We start from the raw sequence: 20234 nt of genomic DNA on the forward strand, positions 1-20234 counted from the left end.
GAGCGTGAGCTGCCTCACATGCCCACCTCAGCCCCGTGCGGAAGCTCCCACACCGAAGCGCACATCCCGTGGGCGTTCATCACTCTCATGTCCCGCCGTCTACCCCGACCCCACCGGCAGACGACCCAGCTTCGGGGGCCTGCCAATTCAGAGGCACTACTGACCTTGAATGACTGGAGCTACAGCGATTCGAGTACGAAGCCGGTCTCGGCGATGAAGCCGTCGAGGAACGTTGCCGCGACCGGTCCGTCGCCGATCGACCGGCGGAAGGTGGGCAGCAAGCACCACCTGATCTGCGATGGCAAGGGCACCCCGCTGCACGTCATCACGACCTCCGCCAACGTCAACGACATCACCCAGGTTCGCCGCGGCCTGGACCGAAGTCCACGAGTCCAACCAAGCAGCCTCGGCGCTGCAGGAACCGAACAGGGTCGTTCAACAAGATCGTGTTACGAGCTCATAGTGCGCACCCACAAAACCCCAACTCAGAAGCCCTACTTCACCGGCTCCAGAATCACCACGCACTCCACATGATGCGTCATCACATCAACACTCCATGACGCATGCATCGGGACAACGCGCCCTCATCACACTGTTTGCGTCATGCGTGGGACGACGTTCGACTTCCCCGAAACCACGGATCGACCGACAAGGGGTGCTCCTCGGAAGACCGGAATGTCACCCCAGGAAGCTCAATCACACCTGACGGTTGGGATTATCGATATTCGTGTCCGCGAAACTCCGTTAAGGCAACCCGCACGATACTCGGTGACACCTTTCGGATCCGAGGGCGCCTCGGCTCCACCGGCGGAAAATACGGCGTCTACACATCGGCGATGCCGAACCGTGAAGGCACCAGCAGCGAGTGGTTCCTCTTCGCCGAGACCCCCTCGCCCCAAGGCGGCGCCATCCGCACCGGCGATGTGGCGCACATCCTGAGGAACTACAGCAACACCAACGGCGGCTGGCTGGACATCAGCGGCGGCGCGCCCAGTGGGGGCGCCGGCACACTGCCGTCACTAGCTACTACGTTCATCATTGGGGACGGTAGCGGTAGCAGAGGTAACGGATGCCTGCCCTCCCTCCATGCCGTTCTGAAACCGCCAATCGAGGCGATAGACAGCTCAGCCAAGTTCGTCGGCCGCAGGGTTGCTGCTGGTCGAGGCAGCTCTTCTACGGCGATACACCATCACGCCACTCATCGCGAGGAGGAGCACGGTGACCGCGCCCACACCGATCACCGTCTGCTCGGCAAACAGCCTCGCCAGCAGTTCCAGCGCGCCGATCCCGACCGTCGCGTACGCCAGCGCCCAGCCCGCTCCGCCCACGAACAGTGCGGGGAGGTAGCGCGAGAGCGGCATGTGCATACTCCCCGCGAGGAAGTTGGCAGCGGTCTGGAATCCGATGGTCAGGAAGGAGGCGGCCACCACCGGTGCGCCCCACCGCTGAATCGCCCGCTCGGCGCGTCGGAACTTGGGCGTGGAGATCCGCTCCGCGAGCCTGCCACGCCTGGCACCGGCCCCGGCGAGCCAGCCGACGGCGAAGGTCCCTCCGGCACGCAGCAGGACGATGGCGTAGAGACCGGCAGCTGTGAGCGCGACCTTATCCACGACGGCTCGCCCGCCGAGCCGGGCCCTCGCCGTGGAGTGCTTCTCCCGTCATCCGATGTCGCGATTCTCGCCCCAGCGGGCTCGCAAAGGGCACGAGGCTGGTCTCATACCTCACCTGCATCTGCTGGTCCGTCCCTGCATGCGTGTCGAAGGGGCACTGGTTCCCCAGCACGACGCAGAACGTTCCTGCGTCCTGGGGCCTTCCGGGTACGACCTCTTGTCAGGGCCACCCGGCACACCCAGATTAAGCGAACATGCGTACCCCGGGTACATGGCCGTCCTACGGCCGATGCGAGGGGCCCTCCCGCTTCGCCGAGAGCAGTCGTCGCCCAAGGGCATGCGGCAGGGCCTTCCAAAGAAGTCCGCCTCTGGGGAGGTGGCGCGGAGTGTCAGCGCATGGCGTGGCCGGGAAGAGATTGGAGCCGGCCGCGTCGGGTGTGTGGCGCGACATGGCTATGTGTGTTCCGTCGGCGTAGCCACGAAAGAATGTCTCGGTGCGTACCTTGGGGGCTTCCCAAAGAACTTGTTTAATGCCGGCGACACGAACAACCCCGGGCGCGGCGACTGGCTCGCGCTGCTCGGTGGCGGCCTGGGGTCAAGGCAACCCGCACGATACTCGGTGACACCCTTCGGATCCGAGGCGCCTGACATGCACGTCAAGTACAGGGAGGCGGCGCGGGACGGGCTGGCGGTGAATCACGACCTCGCCCCCCGATCCCGCGAAGAGCCGCCGGGTCGTCCACCGGCACACGGCCGGTATAGCGACGACAACGCCAAGGACGGGGCGGAAGCAACGGGGCCACGCGCCCACAACTGGCCGAGCCCGACAGTGGATCTCGTTCTGAGACGATCACTTGACGAAGTCCCCCATCACCTGCCGCTCCACCGGACCAGAGTTGAGTGCGGGTACTCATGCGCATCGTCATCAGCCGGGGCACCCTGCACCCATGACCGACCCCCTTCCAGCCCCCGACCGCAGGCGCCCCTGGTCCCACCGAACACGCCTGGGCGTGGACCTCACCCTCGCAATCCCGCTGCTCCTGTTGGAGACCGCGTGGCTCGTGCTGGACTGGATATACGGCTACGGCCTGGACGTATGGGCAGCACAAGGCGAACAAGAACAAATCGACGCGGCCGGCCTCGCCCACATCGGGCGGGTGCGGATGCTGCTGATCGCCGTACTCATCCTGGCAGTTCTCGCAGCAATCTTCCGTGCTCGCTGGATGGTGATCACACACTTGCTGGTGGCCCTCCTGGCGGGCGGATCGCTGACGGCCGCGCAGCACGAGTGGGACCACAGCCACGCCCCGCCCCCGGCTGCATCCACTACAGCGCGAACTGCTGAGATCGCCGCGCCTGGGTCGAGCCACGTTGTCACCTGTTGCCGACGTATTGCGGAACCACTGCACCTACGTGCCGAACCTCCTCTTGACGTCGTCGGCCAGTGCTGGACCGCCCGAGATCGGCCGAGGCTGCGTGCCATCACCGAACGTCTCACCCACATCACCGAGCAGTCCGCTGCACTGTCGAATGGGCGAGACACGGCCAGGCCACGCTCGCCGCTGCCACTCCGTCGGAGGGGCTGACTCCCGCCGGGCGGCCGGGTGATCCGGTGGAGGTCGCCGAGGAGGCGATCGACTGGCTACTGTCGCCCGCCGCGTCCTACGTCGGTCGGCGTCGGCGGTGCCGCCTTCGACCACCGGATCGAGGCACGCACCCCACGCCTGTAGCGGACTACCGGACAGGCCCGCTCACGGGCTCCATGGCGGAGCCAGGGCCCCCCGGAAAAAGGCTGAGCCTGGCCGACGCCCCCGAGGCAGCCGGGCTCGTCGCCGGGGAATGAAACCGAGGGGCGGGGCCAACCAACCCTTAGCGTCCGGGCCGAGTCACCATGCCGACGGTGGCGGCCAGGGTACGCAGGACGGTCGTGCCGACGACCACTGCCGAGGAGACCGGCCATGCCACCCATCGCGTCAGATCGCCTCGCAGGTCGGGATCCACCTCGACGGTCACCCGGAGGTATCTGGTCTGTAGCGTGGTGACTTTGGTGGCCCGGGGTGCGGCAACGTCCTGACCGCGCTGCAATGCCGCGCGGTAGCTTTCCTTGCGCTGACTCATGCCTCATCCTGACGCTTGATCAGTTCCTCCGCGAAGTCCATGTACGCCGAACCCTTGGCCTGCACAGGGTTCCCAAATGACTGGGCGTACAGGTCGAGCCGCGCGATCTGGGTGTCCAGCACCTCGAAACCCCGCTCGGTGAGTGCCTCACGAGCGTCGGCATCGGGCCCGGTGCGCGTGGCATCCGGACGGTTGGTGCGATTGAGCAGGACCGCCCTGCGGGCCGGCTCGGCACGCAGGGACTGCACGTCCGCCATCTCGCCGAGGATGGGTGCCATCCGGTCCAGTTCGATGGGGGCGGGGGTCACGGGCACGATCCACTCGCCGGCGTACCTCATGATGCTGCGGGTAATGCGGGGATGGTCCTCCATCTGAGGCGCATCGAGCACGACGGCCTGCCGGTTGCCGAGGAAGTCGTTCACGCGCCGGTGGACGTCCCCCACCGGCAGGGCGATCACCGGAAACGGAAAGCCACCGGCCAGCTCGCTCCAGCGCAGCGCGGAAGAGGCTGGGTCACCGTCGACCAGCAGCGGCGACAGTCCCGACTCATGAAGCGCGTGGGCCAGCCACACAGCACTCGTCGTCTTTCCGACGCCGGGCTTGAGGTTCACAAACGCACAACTCAACGGCATAAGAACTGACAATATCAGCCACAATCGTCCAGTTTCGGTCGGTACGAGGGCGTGGCGTCGTGGTTCACCCGCAAGCAGTGAGAAACAGCGGACGACCGTTGTGGTCGCAGCCGTCCGTAGGCACCACTGGTTGCTCTTTCTTGCCCCCTCGCCGGATCGCTTACGGCCCCCACCCGTCCGCTCCGACTACTCCGCTCGGCCCCGCCACGGCCGGCCCATGAGCCTGGGGACCAGCGCGAAGGGTGGACGGCGCGGCCCTGGCCACCTGTTCGCGCGATCCTCGATCGGCTCACCGAGAAGACGGTGCCCCCGCACGGACAGGCTGTTCTACTCCGAATGCCAACTCTTCCGCGCGGCCGCATGCGCCGCCGCACCGAGAATGTGTTCACCCGCAGCGGGTGAATCGGCTTCTTGCGCCGCTTTGCAGGCGGCCCACGTGCTCTGTCGCAGAGCGCGGGGGCGGCATGCCGCCCCCGGCGAAGGCGTGTCCATCGCGTCGCGAGGGAGCGTGTCAGCAGGAAGGCTCTGTTCGAAGTTCGACAGCGCCCTGCGCGAACAATCAACCGCGTAGCCCGCGATCTCACGAAGTTCGTGTTCGCTCATCGCGATCTTGTCCGACTCAGTTGGCACGGCTCAAACACCGTCGACCGGCCGTCTGCAAGGCGTTCCGTCAGCGAACCGCGGTCGCGCCAGCGTGGCTCGCGGGTGATGCGCTGACGGATTGAGACCGCCCTCATCACCAGAACATGCCCCAACTTCGCCCACAACCGTCGTGGTCAAAGCTCACTAGCCGAGAAAACTCAACCGCACCTGCCGGTTCGGGTTGTCGATATTGGTATCCACCAAGCAGACGGACTGCCAGGTGCCGAGTGCCATCCGGCCCGAGATGACCGGGAGGGTGGCGTGGGGTGGGATGAGGGCGGGCAGGACGTGGTCGCGGCCGTGGCCGGGGCTGCCGTGGCGGTGGCGCCAGCGGTTGTCGGCGGGGAGGAGGTCGTGCAGGGCGGCCAGGAGGTCTTCGTCGCTGCCTGCGCCGGTTTCGAGGACGGCGATGCCGGCGGTGGCGTGCGGAACGAAGATGTTCAGCAGGCCGTCGCGGCCGTCTGCCGTCTCCCGGAGGAATGCGGCGCAGTCGGCGGTGAGGTCGGCGACGGTCTCTGCCGAGCCCGTGGTGACGTCAAGGGTGCGGGTGGTGAATGCGGTGCTCATACGTTCATTTTCGTACGGACAGCCTGCCCGGGTCCGCAACCCCGCGGGCCTCTCTCGCAATGCCACCTCAATACTCCGGCAACAAAAGTCCACCAGCCGAGATGACGTTTGACCCCTCTCGCAGCGCACCGCTACGTTCAGCGACATGTCTACATCAGCCCTGCTCACCACGCGCGGTCACATCGACCTGCTGCGGGTGGCCTCTGCGGCGTGTCGCCGCGGCGGCTGTTGTTGATGCCGTTGCGCCGCTGTTGCCGTTGCTGAGGCCGTTCCAGGTTTCGCGTTTCGCGGTGCTTTGCGGTCACGCGCGGCTTGTTGCGGCTATGTGCGACCGTTTCGAGGCCTTGTCTCCCTCTGTCTTGCTCTGCTGTGGTTGCCTTTTGGTGCTTCGCAGCGACTGTTGCAGATTGTTTCGCTCGTAGCTATTCGCTGGAATGCGGGTTTGTTCGTTTGCCCGTTTGGCCGTTTGGCCGTTTGGCGCGCTGGCGTTTTCGCTGGTGCTTTTGTTGCCTCCGCCTGTGCCCTGCGGCCTGTGGTGTCCGTCGTGCGTGCGGGGGAGCGCCTTCCTTCTCCCGCCCCCCCGCCTTTCCCCCTCCCGTGGAGCATTCATGACTCTCGATCAGGCCGTGGCGCGCCATGGCCCACCCGATATATCCGATGAAGCGGTGCGTCCGTCCCTTGCGAAGGGTGTGGAGACGGGGGTGAAGTCCGGGTCCGGCGTCGAGGGGCTGGAGCTTGTTCGCGTTGATCCGGTTTCCGGTCGCCGGTGGTCGGTGCCGCGGTGGTTGCGCCGTACTGTGGGGCCCGTGGCGCTGCTGGCGCTGTGGCAGGTGCTCAGTGCGAGCGGTGCGCTGGAGTCCGACATTCTGGCGTCGCCCGGGACCATCGCCGCCACCGGCGGAGACCTGATCTCGGACGGAACACTGCCGTCGGCGATGCTGGTCTCTCTTCAACGAGTTGCGGTCGGACTGCTGTTGGGTGGCGTGACCGGTGTGGTGCTGGCGCTCGTGTCGGGGCTTTCCCGGCTCGGCGAGGATCTGGTCGATGCGACCGTGCAGATGCTGCGCTCCGTTCCCTGGGTGGGCGTCATTCCGCTGTTCATCATCTGGCTGGGCATCGGCGAGGCGCCCAAGATTGCGCTGATCTCGCTCGGTGTGGCGTTCCATCTGTATCTGAATGTCTATGCCGGAATTCGTGGCGTCGATGCCCAGTTGGTGGAGGCGGGGCAGTCGCTCGGGCTGAGTCGGTGGGGCCTGATCGGGCATGTGATACTGCCCGGCGCGCTTCCGGGCGCCATGACCGGGCTGCGCTATTCGCTGGCCACCGCATGGCTCGCGCTGGTCTTCGGTGAGCAGGTCAACGCCGATGACGGCCTCGGTTTTCTGATGAACCAGGCCAGGGAATTCTTCCGCACCGACGTGATCGTGGTGTGCCTGGTGGTCTACGCGATCCTCGGGCTCATTGCCGACTTTCTCGTCCGTACTCTCGAAAGGCTGCTGCTGCAATGGCGACCGACGTTCACGGGTCAGTGACCGATAACGAGCAGGGACGGCAGAGCTCGCGCGCCGCGGTCTCCGGTGCCGCCGTACAGGTCGGCGGGCTGGTACGGGCCTTCGGCGGACGAGCCGTCATCGACGGTCTTCACCTGTCCATCCAGCCGGGCGAGTTCGTGGCGTTGCTCGGGCGCAGTGGCTGCGGCAAGTCGACCTTGCTGCGGGTTCTGGCCGGGCTCGACCAGGAGATCGAGGGCGAGGTGCTGGTGCCGCGCCGCAAGGCCGTGGCGTTCCAGGCGCCGCGGCTGATGCCCTGGAAGCGGGTCTGGCGGAATGTGCTGCTGGGGCTGCCGGGCCGCCCGGAACGGAGCACTGCCGCACGGGCGTTGGAAGAAGTCGGACTCGGCCATCGGGCGGACGCCTGGCCCAAGACGCTCTCCGGCGGAGAAGCCCAGCGTGCGTCGCTCGCCCGCGCCCTGGTGCGTGAACCCGATCTGCTGCTGCTCGACGAGCCGTTCGGTGCCCTCGACGCACTGACCCGGATCAAGGCCCAGCGCCAGGTGGCCGAGCTGTGGCAGGAGCGCGGCTGCGCGGTGCTGCTGGTCACCCATGACGTGGAGGAGGCCCTGCTGCTCGCGGACCGGGCGCTGGTGATGGAGGGCGGCCGGATCGCGTACGAGACCACGGTGGATCTGCCGCGGCCGCGCGATATCTCCGATCCGCGCTTCGGTGCGTTGCGCGCCCAGCTGCTCGACCGGCTCGGCGTGGAGGACGAACCCGATGTGGAGGACGGCGTGGTGGGCGAGGAAGGCAGGGAGAGTGTGAAGAGCGTGAAGGCCGTGGAGGGCGGTGAAGGTGCTGGAGGCGAGCCTGAGGCCGCCAGGCCCCGCACGGCCGACGCTTCTCCTACCGCCGTCTGACCCCGCCCGCGGATTGAGCGGCAGGTAGCCGGCCGTCATCGCCGCGCAGTCGCCCGCCCCGACCGACCCGATACGGGCCGGTTCCGGCCCGATGCACCCCGGATTCTGAGCCCGATCACGGCCGTAACCGCAGGCTCCTGGAACCGGCAACCGTAGCCCGGCAACCGAACACACCCACCCGACACCCAGCACCAGTCACCCCGTCAGCCCGTCACCCCACTCCCCCACCTCCGCTCCAGCCCACCCCCGGCTCCACCCCTCCCCACCCCAAGAACGAAACGGACAACACCCCATGAGAGCACGCCATATCGCCCCAGCCGCCCTGCTGCTCCCGCTCACCCTGCTGCTGGCCGCCTGCAATGGTTCGTCGGGGGCCAAGGGGGCCGGCGGGGGGACCGGCAGTGGGACCGACGGCAAGGGGTCGCAGACGCTCAACGTCGGTGATCAGAAGGGTGGTTCGGAGGCGTTGCTGCGGGCCGCCGGAGAGTTGGACGACCTTCCGTACAAGATCAAGTGGTCGACCTTCACCTCGGGGCCGCCGCTGCTGGAGGCGGTCAACGCGGGAGCGGTGGATGTTGGTGCGGTCGGCAACACCCCGCCGGTGTTCGCCGCCGCGGCGAAGTCGAAGATCAAGGTGATCGCCGGGACGCACAGCAGGTCGGACGGTGAGTCGATCCTGGTGAAGAAGGGCTCCCCGCTCAAGCGGCCGGCGCAGCTGAAGGGCAAGTCGATCGCCGTTGCCCAGGGCAGCTCGGCGCACTACCAGCTGATTGCCTCGCTGAAGAAGGCCGGGCTGACGCCGAAGGACGTCACGCTCAACTACCTGCAGCCGGCCGATGCGCTCGCCGCGTTCACCCGGGGGAAGGTGGATGCCTGGGCGGTGTGGGACCCGTACACCGCGCAGGCCCTGGACCAGGCCGATGCCCGGGTGCTGACCACCGGGCAAGGGGTCGTCAACGGACTGAGCTTCCAGGTTGCCGCGCCCGCCGCATTGCACGACAAGAAGGAGTCGGCGGCGCTGAAGGACTACGCGGACCGGTTGCGGCGGGCACAGAACTGGGTGTTCAAGCACCCCGACGTCTGGGCGAAGGCCTGGGCGAAGGAGACCGGGCTGCCGGACAAGGTGGCCCTGGACGCGGTCAAGCGCACCCGGGGGACGGCGGTCACGGTCGCCGTGGACAAGGCCGCCGTCGCCTCCGAGCAGCAGATCGTCGACTCGTTCGCGGCGCTGAAGCTGATCCCCCGCTCCTTCGACTTCGGGGAGTTCGTCGACCCCCGTTTCAACGGTGACCTGCCGCCTTCGAGCACCGCGCCGCGTACCTATGGAAAGGGTCAGTGAGATGTCCGTACACCTGCATTGGTTTCTGCCGACCGGCGGCGACGGGCGGACCCTCGTCGACCGCCATGCCTATACCGACGGCGGCGTCCGGCGTGACCGCATCACCCCGGTCAGCGGGGTACGGGCCCCGGACATCGAGTATCTGGCCCAAATCGCCAAGGCTGCGGAGCAGTTGGGTTTTGAAGCGGTGCTCACGCCCACCGGTACGTGGTGCGAGGACGCCTGGCTGACGACGGTGGCGCTCACCCAGGTCACCGAGCGGCTGAAGTTCCTGGTCGCGTTCCGGCCGGGGGTGATCTCGCCGGTGCTGGCGGCCCAGATGGCCGCGACCTATCAGCGGATCTCGCGCGGGCGGCTGCTGCTGAATGTGGTGACCGGGGGCGATTCGACCGAGCAGCGGAGGTTCGGCGATCATCTCGACCATGACCGGCGGTATGCCCGTACGGATGAGTTTCTGCAGGTCGTACGTGGTGTGTGGGGCGGGAAACCGTTCGACTTCCGGGGCGAGCACTATCAGGTCGAGGGCGGTCTGACGGCACTGCCGCCGGACCCGCTGCCGCAGATCTTCTTCGGCGGCTCGTCCGCCGCGGCGGGGCCGGTCGCCGCACGGAATGTGGATGTGTACCTCACCTGGGGCGAGCCGCCCGAGGAGGTCAAGCAGAAGATCGACTGGATTCGTGGGCTGGCGGAGAAGGAGGGCCGGACGGTCCGGTTCGGTATCCGGCTGCACACGATCTCCCGGGACTCCTCCAAGGAGGCCTGGGCGACCGCCGGCCGGCTGCTCGACGACCTCGATCCGGAGACGGTCGCGGCCGCGCAACAGGCGCTGGGCAGGAGCGAGTCGGTGGGGCAGCAGCGGATGCTGGCGCTGCACGGCGGCTCGCGCGACAAGCTGGAGATCTCGCCCAATCTGTGGGCGGGGGTCGGCCTGGTACGGGGCGGCGCCGGCACCGCGCTGGTCGGCAGTCATGCCGAGGTGGCCGACCGGATCGAGGAGTACCACTCCCTGGGCGTCGAGCACTTTGTGCTCTCCGGCTACCCGCATCTGGAGGAGGCGTACTGGTTCGGTGAGGGCGTACGGCCGGAGCTTGCCGCCCGCGGGCTGCTGGATGCCGGGCCCTCTCCCCTGGACGGTGTCCCGGCCGCCCATGGCCGCCCGGCGTCCGCACCGGGCGGCGCGCCGCTGCTGATCGCCGGCGGCCGCTGAACCGGATTCCGTGGGGCCGTGGGGGGACGCACGGCGGTCATTGCCGCTGAGCGCACCCCCGCGGCCGTCGGCCGATCCTGCTGCCGGTACCGAAGCCGATGCGGTGCGCACCGGGAAAGGGCACAGCGCGACAGGCCGCGGAAACTGCCCGCGCCCCGGGGGAAGACAATCAGCCCTCCCCGGGTTAGGTGAATCATGAACTACACCGGGGTGCGTGAGGTCGAGGTCGTGGTGATCGGTGCCGGGCAGGCCGGTCTGGCCGCCGCCTTTCATCTGCGGCGGGTCGGCTATGCACCGGACCGGGACTTCGTGGTGCTCGATCACGCTCCGCGCCCCGGCGGGGCCTGGCAGTTCCGGTGGCCGACGCTGACGTACGAAAAGGTGCACGGCATGCATGCGCTGCCGGGCATGGAACTGACCGGTGCCGATCCACGGCGCCCGTCGTCCGAGGTGATCGGCGCGTACTTCGACAGCTACGAGCAGACCTTCGGGCTGCGGGTGCACCGGCCGGTGAGCGTGACGGCCGTGCGCGAGGGCGACGACGGCCGGCTGCTGGTCGCGACGTCGGAAGGGGACTATGCGGCACGGGCCGTGATCAATGCGACCGGGACCTGGGACCGGCCGTTCTGGCCGCGGTTTCCCGGACAGGAGACGTTCGGCGGCCGTCAGCTGCACAGCTCTCAGTACGAGGGTCCGGAGGGCTTCCGCGGCGCGCGGGTCGTGGTGGTGGGCGGCGGGACATCGGCCGTACAGCAGCTGCTGGAGATCGCGCCGGTCGCGGCCGCGACGACGTGGGTGACGCGCCGGCCGCCGGTCTTCCGCGAGGGCCCGTTCGGCCAGGAGCAGGGCCGGGCCGCGGTCGCCCTGGTGGAGGAGCGGGTCCGGCAGGGGCTGCCGCCGCGGAGCGTGGTGAGCGTGACCGGGCTGCCGATGACCGAGGCCATCCGGCAGGCCCGGGAGAGCGGCGCGCTGGAGCGGCTGCCGCTCTTCGAGCGCCTCACGCCCACGGGTGTGATCTGGGACGACGGACGCACGGCCGAGGCCGATGTGATCCTTTACGCCACGGGCTTCCGCGCCGCCATCGACCATCTCGCCCCGCTGCGGCTGCGCGAGCCGGGCGGCGGTATCCGGATGGACGGCACCCGTACGCTGCGCGATGCGCGGATCCATCTCGTCGGATACGGGCCGTCGGCGAGCACCATCGGCGCCAGCCGCGCGGGACGTGCCGCGGTCGGCGACATCCGTCGCATGCTCGCCGCCACCGTTCAACCAGCCCGTGTGGAGCGGGGGTTGGCCGACAGTCTCGCCTCGTAGGGCGGGGCCACGTGCTCGACGGGGCGGCACAGCCGTAGTCCGATAAGCCGCCGAAACGCCCACGCGACAAAACGCCACAAAGACCCTCCCCATGGGAACCCCCATGCGAATTCTCGGACGAACAGTTGCTCCCGGGAGCAGTTGTTCGCCGGTAAGCATGATCGAGGAGGGGAGGGGTTCAATTGACTCGCTGCAACCGGCGATGATGACGGGGCGCGAGCGGCGGGCTGCAGACCGTTACCACGCCTCCGGTCCATCCCCCTTGCTGGGCCGGGGAGTTGAGTCCCACAACTTCAAGGAGAAGATCCCGATGGACATCCTCACCGCTCTCTTGGCCAACGTCCTCCACCTCGTGGGTTGGCTCGTCTGACAGACCTCGCCCCGAGGCGCCGCCCCTCCCTGTCCCGGGACGGGCGGCGCTTGTCCGTGTTCCGGCGGGCTATTTCTCCAGCTTCTGCCGGGAGGTCTCCGGAAGGGTCAGATAGACGAGGAACGAGACGAGGCACAGCGCGGCCACGTACCAGGGGAAGAGGTCGGCGTGGCCGGCCTGCTTGAACCAGGTGCCGACGTAGGGAGCCGTGCCGCCGAAGAGGGCGACGGTGAGCGAGTACGGGAAGCCGATGCCGGCGGCACGCACCCGCGCGGGGAACACCTCGGCGTTCACGGCAGCGGCGACCGAGGTGTAGCCGGTGAGCAGCACCATGCCCGCGCACTGCACCAGCAGCAGCGAGAAGAACGCGTCGCTGACCAGGTGCAGCAGCGGTACGGCCAGGACGGCAAAACCCAGCGAGAAGCCGAGCAGCAGTGGTTTGCGGCCGATGCGGTCCGAGAGCATTCCGCCGAGCGGCTGGAGCAGGGCGAAGAAGACGAGCGAGAGGGTGCCGACGATGAGCGAATCGCCCTTGTCGAAGCCCGCGTTGACCTGTGCGTAGGTGGGCAGGTAGGTCGTCCAGGTGTAGTAGGCGATGGTGCCGCCGGCGGTGATACCGCAGATGAGCAGGGACTGGCGGGGGTGGCGGCGCAGCGCCTCGAAGAGGCCGGGGCGGTCGGCCGCCTGCTGCTCGGCGCTGCGGGTCTCCTGGGCGCCCCGCCGGATCCACAGCCCCAGCAGGCTCAGCAGGGCGCCGACGAGGAACGCCACCCGCCAGCCCCACTGCCCCATCTGCCGCTCGGTGAGCAGCGCCGCGAGCAGCGCGGCGGTGCCGGAGGCCAGCAGCTGGCCGAGGGTCGTGGACACGTACTGGAAGCTGGAGAACAGCCCGCGCCTGCCCGGTCCCGCCGATTCGACGAGGAAGGTCGTGGAGGCCGCGAACTCGCCGCCCACCGACAGCCCCTGCACCAGACGGGCGACGACCAGGACGAGGGGGGCCAGCAGACCGGTGGCCGCGTAGGTCGGGGTGAGCGCGACCAGCAGACTGCCGCCGCCCATCAGCAGGATGGTCAGGGTCAGTGCGGTCCGTCGGCCGCGGCGGTCGGCGATCGCGCCCATCAGCAGCCCGCCGACCGGGCGCATGAAGAAGCCGACCGCGAAGACGGCGAAGGTGGAGAGCAGCGGCACCAGGGAGTTGCCGGCGCCCTCGGGGAAGACCTGCCCGGCGAAGTAGACCGCGAGGAAGGAGTACGCGTACCAGTCGTACCACTCAACGGCGTTACCGATGGAGGCGGCGGCCAGCTGCCGCAGGCGTGATGGCGGGCGGGCACCGCTCGGCGCCTGGTCCTTGGCTATGTGCTCGGCACTCGACATGGTCCTCCGCTCCTGGTTCTTCTCCTGGGCCTGCGGCTGGGGCAGGATGAGCCGACAGGTGATCATGTACCGCGGAAGCGGATGGCCGCCAGAGGCTGTGGCCACCGAAAGGAGATGGCAATGTGCGTGTAGCACTGTTCGTCACCTGCATCAACGACATGCTCCATCCGCGGACGGGGCAGGCGGTGGTGACGCTGCTGGAGCGGCTGGGGGTGGAGGTCGGCTTCCCCGCCGAACAGAGCTGCTGCGGCCAGCCACAGTTCAACACCGGATACCGGCATGCGACCGAGCCGCTGGTGCGCCGTTTCGACCGGGCGTTCAAGGACTACGAGTATGTGGTCACCCCGTCCGGCTCGTGTGCCGCGATGGTGCGTGACAACTATCCGCGGATCGGCGCGAAGGCGGCCGCCGAGGGGCGCGGCCGGGGACTCGTCGACGCGGCGGCGGTCGCGGTGCCCAAGATGTACGAGCTGACCGAGTTCCTGGTGGACGTGCTGAAGGTGGAGGATGTCGGTGCGTCTTACCCGCATACCGTCACCTACCACCCCACCTGCCACGGGCTGCGGATGCTGGGGCTGGGCGACCGGCCGCGGCGGCTGCTGGAGCACGTCAAGGGGCTGGAGCTGCGGGAACTGCCGGGCGCCGAGGAGTGCTGCGGGTTCGGCGGCACCTTCGCGGTGAAGAACCCGGCGGTCTCGGCGGCGATGGGCGCCGACAAGGTCCGCCACATCGTCGGTACCGGGGCCGAGGCGGTCTGCACGGTCGACAACTCCTGTCTGCTGCACATCGGCGGCACCCTCACCCGCCAGGGCGCGGCGGTCCGCCCGGTCCATATCGCGGAGATCCTGGCCAGTACGGAAGGGAGCGTGCTGTGAGCGGCACCTACCTGGGCATGCCGGCGTTCCCCCGGGCCGCCGCCGCGTCCACCCGCGATACCCGGCTGCGCGCCAACCTCACCCATGCCACCCACACCATCCGCGACAAACGCGCCAAGGCCGTTGCGGAGCTGGACGACTGGGCGCAGCTGCGGGCCGCGGGCGCCGCGGTGAAGGACCGTACCCTGCGCCATCTCGACCATTATCTGGAGCAGTTGGAGTCCGCGGTCGTCGCCGCGGGCGGGCAGGTCCACTGGGCGGTGGACGCCGACGAGGCCAACCGGATCGTCACCCGGCTGGTGCGGGAGACCGGCGAGACGGAGGTCGTCAAGGTCAAGTCGATGGCGACGCAGGAGATCGGGCTGAACGAGGCGCTGGCCGGGGCCGGTATCCATGCGTACGAGACGGACCTGGCCGAGCTGATCGTGCAGCTCGGCCACGATCTGCCGTCGCACATCCTGGTCCCGGCGATCCACCGCAACCGCGCGGAGATCCGCGACATCTTCGTGCGGGAGATGGGCTCTTGGGGCCGCCCGGCGCCGGAGGGGCTGACCGACTCCCCCGCGGAGCTGGCCGAGGCGGCGCGGCTGCATCTGCGGGAGAAGTTCCTGTCCGCGAAGGTCGGGATCTCGGGAGCCAACTTCATGGTCGCGGAGACCGGCACGCTGGTCGTCGTGGAGTCCGAGGGCAACGGCCGGATGTGTCTGACCCTCCCCGAGACACTGATCTCCGTCGTCGGCATCGAGAAGGTGGTGCCCAGCTGGCAGGACCTGGAGGTCTTTCTGCAGCTGCTGCCCCGCTCCTCCACCGCCGAGCGGATGAACCCGTACACCTCCACATGGACGGGCACCACGGACGGCGACGGGCCGCAGACCTTCCATCTGGTGCTGCTCGACAACGGGCGGACCGACACGCTCGCCGATACCGTCGGGCGGCAGGCGCTGCGCTGCATCCGCTGCTCGGCCTGTCTGAACGTCTGCCCGGTGTACGAGCGGGCCGGCGGGCATGCGTACGGTTCGCCGTACCCCGGCCCCATCGGCGCCATCCTCACTCCCCAACTGCGGGGTGTGGAAGGCTCATTGGAGGCCTCGCTGCCGTATGCCTCGTCGCTGTGCGGGGCCTGTTACGAGGTGTGCCCGGTCGCCATCGACATCCCCGAGGTGCTGGTGCACCTACGGGAGCGGGTCGTGGAGGGCGGGCCGGTCACCCGGGGCGGGGCGCGCACCGTCCTCAAACCGGCCAAGGGGCATGCCGCGGAGCGGGCCGCGATGCGGGCGGCGGGCTGGGCGTTCGATCACCCGGGCGCGCTGCGTACCGGGATGCGGCTGGCGGCCCGCACCCGTCGGCTGCATCCACGGCGGTTGCCGGGACCGGGCCGCGCCTGGTCGCAGACGCGCGATCTTCCCGTGGTGCCGGCCGAGTCCTTCCGCGACTGGTGGCAGCGCACCCGTGGCACATCGTCGGAGCGAGGGGAGACCAGGTGACCAGCCGGGATGTGGTGTTGGCACGGGTGCGGCAGGCGCTGGCGGATGTGCCGGGCGGCGAGGGACCGGGCGGTCCGCCGGTGGCCCGGGACTACCACCGCGTGCACGGGGCCCGGACGCCCGAGCAGACCGTCGATCTGCTCGCGGAGAATCTCGCCGACTACCGGGCGATCGTGCATCGCACCGACGCGAAGGGCCTGCCGGGGCTGATCGGCCGGCTGCTGGCGGAGCGCGGGGCGCGGACGGTGCTGGTGCCGCCGGGCCTGGATGCCTCCTGGACGACCGGCACCGACGTCACCCGCGTCGAGGACCGCGCGTCGAGCACGCCCCGTGAACTCGACGCCGTGGACAGTGTGCTGACGGGCTGCGCGGTGGCCATCGCGGAGACCGGCACGCTGATCCTGGATGCGGGACCCGACCAGGGCAGACGCCGGATCACGCTGGTACCGGACCATCACCTCTGTGTCGTCCGCGCCCCTGACCAGGTGGTCGGCTCGGTGCCGGAGGCGCTGCCGCGGGTGGCGCCGGACCGCCCGCTGACCTGGATCTCCGGTCCGTCCGCGACCAGCGACATCGAACTCGACCGGGTGGAGGGGGTGCACGGGCCGCGGACGCTGGAGGTGATTCTGCTGGCGACGGATCAGAAAGCGGACTGAAAGGGAGCGGCCGTGGCCGCGGAGGGGCTGCGACAGGTGTGCGACCCCGTTGTCAGTGGGGATTCCTACACTGATCGGGATGTCCTTCGCACACGCGGTGCGGGGGTGCGCATCCGGGGGGAGGGAGCAGATGGTGCTGCGGCAGGTCTTACCACCACGGCGTTCCGGCGCGGCAGGCCGCTCACCCGCACCGGAGCCCGGAGCGCCGTCCCTTGCCGCTCCGCAGGACTCCGCACCCTCCCGGCTGCTGACCTGGCTGGGGCGGCTGGGCGTCCCGGCCGCCGCGTTCGCCGTGTTCCAGACACTGCTGGGGATCCTGCCGCAGAATCTCGCGGGCGAGGCGGCGCGTTACTGCGTGGCGGCAACGGCCGGTGCCGGGGTCGGCGCGGTGGTGTGGCTGGCGGCCGCCCTGCTGCGGACGCGGGCCGCGGCGGCGGCCGCCATCGCCGCACCCCCGCCCGGCCCCGCGCCCTCACCCGCCGGATCGCTTCCCGAGCTGATGGACGGCACGTACCAGGCGTTGCGGCGCGGCCTGTCGGTGATCGAGGTGTCCGGGCGCGGGCCGCTCACCGGCTGGCCGCACTCTCTCGCCGAGAGCGATCCACCGGTGCATCCGACGGCGTTCGGTACGGCGTACGGGCTGCATCTGCTGCTCGACATCGCGCCGTACGACGGCCGCATACGGGCGGGGCAGGTGGCTGAGACACTGTGGCGGCTGCGGCTTCCCGGCGGCGGATGGGCCGCCCGCTCCCAGGGCAGCGGGGCCCGGCCCGAGGTGTCCGCGGTCGTGCTGGGTGCGCTGGCGCGGGCCGGCGCCGATCCACGGCTGCTGGAGGCCGAAATACGCTCCTGCGAGGTGCTGTGGAACCCCGACCATGACGCCTCCGGGCTGGCGAACACCTATGTCGTGACGAATGTCCTGCGCGGGCTGCTGCGGGCGGCCCCCGGCTCCAGCGCGTTGGACGGACTGCGCGAGGTGCTGGTCAACGGCGCCACGGCCGACCCGGCGCGCGGCAATCACCGCTGCTGGGGCGCCGCGCTGGCCACCGGCCGCGGCAACCCGGCGCCGTCCGCTGCGCACACCGCGCGGGCCGTGGTGGCGCTGGACCGGGCCGCACGTGTGCTGGGCGAGGACGAGCGGCAGCGCACGGTGCGCGAGGAGGGGCTGCGCTGGCTGCTGGCCGGCCCGGCGGCGCCGTCGGGTGGCGTGGCCGATCTGCAGAACTGTCAGGAAGAGGTGCGGCGGCCGGACGAGGAGGATCCGCTGCATCAAGAGCTGCTGTCGGTGCGGCATTTCGCGGCCGCGTGGGTGGCCCGTGCGCTGATGACGGACGGAGCCCGCGAGGTCGCGGCCGGGGAAGTGGGACTGCCGGCCTGGGAGGCACAGCTGACCACGGCCGTGGCGCGGGTGCAGGGTATGCAGCGGGGCGGGGTGTGGCGGTGGGACGACGGGCCCATGGGGCACCCGGTGTGGATGGCGTATCAGGGCCTTTCGGTACTGCGGCGGCATGCGTTGATGGTCTACCGGCCATGAGGCGGGCCGGGTTCCGCGAAGGCGGGGAGTAGGGGGCGGTGATGCTCATGGCCGGGTGAGGGGCCGCGGCGCGGTGCTGCTCATGGCCCGGGTGAGGGGCCAGGGGCGGGGCGGCCGGGTGCGGGTGGTGAGCGGCGGGACGGTCGGGGGCGGCGAAGGGGAGTCAGACTCATGCAGGTCGAGGAAGCCCGGCGACTGCTGGCGGAACGGCTGGGCGGCGGGCCGTCGCCGCCGTCGCCCGAGTCGGCGCGCGCGGTGACCGCCCAGCTGGCGCACCCGGACACCCTCGGTCCGCTGGTGCGCCGATTATCCGCCGGCGATCTCGATCTGGCGGAGTGCACCCGGCTCTCGTACCGCCATGTGCTGGGCTTCGACAAACTGTTACTGCTGGCCGGTGCGCCGCGGTTCATGCTGCGGGTCCATTTCTGGCACGGCGGGCCCGGCCCGGTCCCCGAGGACATCCACAACCACCGGTGCGCGATCGCCTCGGCGGTGGTGCGCGGACGCGTCCGGATGGAGTGCTACGAGCCGGCCGCTGACGGTGTGCCCGCGACCGCCTACCGGGAGACCATCGACGGCCCCGGCGGTGCCTGGCGGCTGCGGCGGGTCGGGGACGCACGGCTGCGGCTGGTGTGTACGGAGCAGTACGGCGCAGGGCGGAGCTACGGCCTGGCCGCCTGTACGCTGCACCGCGTGGTGAGCGAGGAGCCGACGGTGACGCTGTTCCTGGAGACCGCCCCACAGCGGTCGGTGACCGATGTCTACGTCAGGAACAGCAACCGTGTCAGGGGCAGCGGTGCCGGGCGCAGCGGCCCGGCCGCAGACGGCGGCCCCGTCACGGACAGCGGTTCCGCCACGGACAGCGGTTCCGCCACGGACAGCGGCGATGACCGGATCGGCGGCGCCCTCAGGACCGGCGGCGCCGAGCGTGTGGATCCGCCGCCCAAGACTCCGCTGCCACCGGCCGTCTACCTTGCCGAACTCGGTTCCCTGGCAGGCTCTTTGGGCTATTGAAAGGCGGCTGCGCGGCCGGGCGCCCGAAACGGGCCGTCATGACCCGGAGCCCGGCGGCGTCCAGCCCGCCGCCCAGTGCCTGGCGGATCACGTCGAGGTTGTAGGCGTCCACCCCGATCTGGGCCAGCTCGGCGGGCCGTGCCCACAAAAAGGCCTGATCCGGGCTGGGCAGAACGACGTCCAGCGTCAGCGGGCGGACGAGGAAGTTCTCCTGGTGGTTGCGGACCCGGCGGCCCTGATAGTCGCTCAGGAAGCTGGCGGATCCGGTGTGCGCGACGATGGTGCCGAGGAGACCGGTCTCTTCCTTCAGCTCCCGCAGGGCGGCGTTCTCGGCCAACTCCCCACGATCGAGCTTCCCGCACGGCACACCCCACGCGCCGGGCAGAAAACGCTCGCGGTAGCTACGGCGCACGATCAGCACACTGGCCTCATGCACCACCACCGCCGCGGCCAGATAAGTGTCGGCTGCAATCTGGTTCATCGGACATCTCGCAATCCGAAGAGACGGGCGCAGGCCCGTGGCGGAGGTCCACCGTACCGGCGATGACTCAGCTACGGGCCGGTTCCGGGGACACCCGCCGGAGCACCGTGAGGCGACTACCCCCGCGGGGAGACCGGGCGCTCGAAGAAGGTCTCCAACGAGACGGTCGCCTGGGTTCCGCTGACCCCCTCGATCGCATACAGCCTGCGCAGGACGTCCTGAAGCCCCTCGGTGGTGGCGGTTCGCACCTTCACCAGGACGGAGGCACTGCCCGCGATCACATGGGCCTCCTGGATCTCGGGGATGGCCAGGAAGGCGGCAGCCGAATCGCCCATCCATGCCGAGGACTCGACCATGACGAACGCCAGTACTCCGCGGCCGAGGGCCACGGGGTCCACGTCCACGGTCGTACGGCGGATCACGCCGCGCTCCCGGAGCTTGCGGACCCGCTCATGGGCGGCACCGGCCGAGAGGCCGACCGCCTTGCCGAGTGCCGCATAGGCCTGGGTGGCGTCCTGCTGGAGCAGGGCGACGAGTTCGCGGTCGACGTCATCCATGCTTGCCACCATATCTCGTTCCGAGATATCACTACACTGCCGAATGT

21 protein-coding genes are annotated in these 20234 nt (G+C 69.5%); 13 read left to right on the top strand and 8 right to left on the bottom strand.

What is annotated here, in order from left to right:
* The first annotated feature begins 270 nt into the window (after nucleotides 1-270).
* A complete protein-coding gene (locus ACGFWI_RS09125; protein WP_393905468.1) occupies nucleotides 271-534 on the top strand; it encodes a transposase in 264 nt (87 codons plus the stop codon).
* Between the two features lie 590 nt (nucleotides 535-1124).
* Here the strand turns inward: ACGFWI_RS09125 and ACGFWI_RS09130 are convergent.
* Nucleotides 1125-1610, bottom strand: coding sequence for a DedA family protein (locus tag ACGFWI_RS09130; RefSeq protein WP_393905287.1), 486 nt, complete (start codon nucleotides 1608-1610; stop codon nucleotides 1125-1127).
* Nucleotides 1611-2620: 1010 nt separating this feature from the next.
* Between ACGFWI_RS09130 and ACGFWI_RS09135 the strand changes: the two genes are divergently transcribed.
* The gene (locus ACGFWI_RS09135) at nucleotides 2621-3196 is read left to right on the top strand and encodes a DUF6234 family protein (protein WP_393905288.1); all 576 of its coding nucleotides are present in this window, start codon (nucleotides 2621-2623) and stop codon (nucleotides 3194-3196) included.
* A gap of 283 nt (nucleotides 3197-3479) precedes the next feature.
* Here the strand turns inward: ACGFWI_RS09135 and ACGFWI_RS09140 are convergent, their stop codons facing one another.
* The 4 genes from ACGFWI_RS09140 to ACGFWI_RS09155 all read right to left on the bottom strand — a co-directional run bounded on the left by ACGFWI_RS09140 (nucleotide 3480) and on the right by ACGFWI_RS09155 (nucleotide 5569).
* Complete coding sequence (locus ACGFWI_RS09140; protein WP_393905289.1) at nucleotides 3480-3728, bottom strand: hypothetical protein; 249 nt, start codon at nucleotides 3726-3728, stop codon at nucleotides 3480-3482.
* A complete protein-coding gene (locus ACGFWI_RS09145; RefSeq protein ID WP_393905290.1) occupies nucleotides 3725-4339 on the bottom strand; it encodes a hypothetical protein in 615 nt (204 codons plus the stop codon). The genes ACGFWI_RS09140 and ACGFWI_RS09145 overlap by 4 nt, the downstream gene beginning before the upstream one ends.
* Before the next feature lie 348 nt (nucleotides 4340-4687).
* Complete coding sequence (locus ACGFWI_RS09150) at nucleotides 4688-4963, bottom strand: putative immunity protein (protein ID WP_393905291.1); 276 nt, start codon at nucleotides 4961-4963, stop codon at nucleotides 4688-4690.
* Between the two features lie 183 nt (nucleotides 4964-5146).
* A complete protein-coding gene (locus ACGFWI_RS09155) occupies nucleotides 5147-5569 on the bottom strand; it encodes a secondary thiamine-phosphate synthase enzyme YjbQ (protein WP_393905292.1) in 423 nt (140 codons plus the stop codon).
* Nucleotides 5570-5714: 145 nt separating this feature from the next.
* Here ACGFWI_RS09155 and ACGFWI_RS09160 point away from each other — a divergent pair, with 145 nt between their 5' ends.
* The 6 genes from ACGFWI_RS09160 to ACGFWI_RS09185 all read left to right on the top strand — a co-directional run bounded on the left by ACGFWI_RS09160 (nucleotide 5715) and on the right by ACGFWI_RS09185 (nucleotide 11842).
* A complete protein-coding gene (locus ACGFWI_RS09160) occupies nucleotides 5715-5804 on the top strand; it encodes a putative leader peptide (RefSeq protein ID WP_355780374.1) in 90 nt (29 codons plus the stop codon).
* 373 nt (nucleotides 5805-6177) lie between these two features.
* On the top strand, nucleotides 6178-7101 hold the full coding sequence (locus ACGFWI_RS09165) for an ABC transporter permease (protein ID WP_393905293.1): 924 nt from the start codon (nucleotides 6178-6180) through the stop codon (nucleotides 7099-7101).
* On the top strand, nucleotides 7074-7982 hold the full coding sequence (locus ACGFWI_RS09170) for an ABC transporter ATP-binding protein (RefSeq protein WP_393905294.1): 909 nt from the start codon (nucleotides 7074-7076) through the stop codon (nucleotides 7980-7982). Before ACGFWI_RS09165 ends, ACGFWI_RS09170 begins: the two co-directional genes overlap by 28 nt.
* 292 nt (nucleotides 7983-8274) lie before the next feature.
* Nucleotides 8275-9321 carry an ABC transporter substrate-binding protein gene (locus ACGFWI_RS09175; protein ID WP_393905295.1) on the top strand — a complete coding sequence of 349 codons (1047 nt, stop codon included), beginning with the start codon at nucleotides 8275-8277 and terminating at the stop codon, nucleotides 9319-9321.
* A gap of 1 nt (nucleotide 9322) precedes the next feature.
* Nucleotides 9323-10528, top strand: coding sequence for an LLM class flavin-dependent oxidoreductase (locus ACGFWI_RS09180; RefSeq protein ID WP_393905296.1), 1206 nt, complete (start codon nucleotides 9323-9325; stop codon nucleotides 10526-10528).
* A gap of 195 nt (nucleotides 10529-10723) precedes the next feature.
* Entirely contained in the window at nucleotides 10724-11842 is a 1119-nt protein-coding gene (locus tag ACGFWI_RS09185) for an NAD(P)-binding domain-containing protein (protein ID WP_393905297.1), read from the top strand.
* Nucleotides 11843-12281: 439 nt separating this feature from the next.
* On the opposite strand, the gene ACGFWI_RS09190 is transcribed toward ACGFWI_RS09185, so the two are convergent.
* Nucleotides 12282-13586, bottom strand: a complete 1305-nt coding sequence (locus tag ACGFWI_RS09190; protein ID WP_393905469.1) for an MFS transporter — start codon at nucleotides 13584-13586, stop codon at nucleotides 12282-12284.
* Nucleotides 13587-13708: 122 nt separating this feature from the next.
* Here ACGFWI_RS09190 and ACGFWI_RS09195 point away from each other — a divergent pair, with 122 nt between their 5' ends.
* The 5 genes from ACGFWI_RS09195 to ACGFWI_RS09215 all read left to right on the top strand — a co-directional run bounded on the left by ACGFWI_RS09195 (nucleotide 13709) and on the right by ACGFWI_RS09215 (nucleotide 19149).
* Nucleotides 13709-14461 (top strand): (Fe-S)-binding protein, encoded by a 753-nt coding sequence (locus ACGFWI_RS09195; RefSeq protein WP_393905298.1) that lies wholly within the window; start codon nucleotides 13709-13711, stop codon nucleotides 14459-14461.
* The gene (locus ACGFWI_RS09200; protein WP_393905299.1) at nucleotides 14458-15945 is read left to right on the top strand and encodes a lactate utilization protein B; all 1488 of its coding nucleotides are present in this window, start codon (nucleotides 14458-14460) and stop codon (nucleotides 15943-15945) included. The genes ACGFWI_RS09195 and ACGFWI_RS09200 overlap by 4 nt, the downstream gene beginning before the upstream one ends.
* On the top strand, nucleotides 15942-16601 hold the full coding sequence (locus tag ACGFWI_RS09205; protein ID WP_393905300.1) for a lactate utilization protein C: 660 nt from the start codon (nucleotides 15942-15944) through the stop codon (nucleotides 16599-16601). Before ACGFWI_RS09200 ends, ACGFWI_RS09205 begins: the two co-directional genes overlap by 4 nt.
* Nucleotides 16602-16680: 79 nt before the next feature.
* On the top strand, nucleotides 16681-18135 hold the full coding sequence (locus ACGFWI_RS09210) for a hypothetical protein (RefSeq protein WP_393905301.1): 1455 nt from the start codon (nucleotides 16681-16683) through the stop codon (nucleotides 18133-18135).
* A 171-nt stretch (nucleotides 18136-18306) separates the two neighbouring features.
* Nucleotides 18307-19149: a hypothetical protein gene (locus tag ACGFWI_RS09215; RefSeq protein ID WP_393905302.1), complete on the top strand. Its 843-nt coding sequence runs from the start codon at nucleotides 18307-18309 to the stop codon at nucleotides 19147-19149.
* Here the strand turns inward: ACGFWI_RS09215 and ACGFWI_RS09220 are convergent.
* Both ACGFWI_RS09220 and ACGFWI_RS09225 read right to left on the bottom strand, forming a co-directional pair.
* A complete protein-coding gene (locus tag ACGFWI_RS09220; RefSeq protein WP_393905303.1) occupies nucleotides 19043-19630 on the bottom strand; it encodes an NUDIX hydrolase in 588 nt (195 codons plus the stop codon). The genes ACGFWI_RS09215 and ACGFWI_RS09220 overlap by 107 nt on opposite strands.
* Before the next feature lie 116 nt (nucleotides 19631-19746).
* Entirely contained in the window at nucleotides 19747-20187 is a 441-nt protein-coding gene (locus ACGFWI_RS09225) for an Lrp/AsnC family transcriptional regulator (RefSeq protein ID WP_393905304.1), read from the bottom strand.
* Nucleotides 20188-20234 lie beyond the last annotated feature (47 nt).

Source organism: Streptomyces sp. NPDC048434 (assembly GCF_043200375.1).
In the GTDB taxonomy this organism is placed as follows: Bacteria; Actinomycetota; Actinomycetes; order Streptomycetales; family Streptomycetaceae; genus Streptomyces.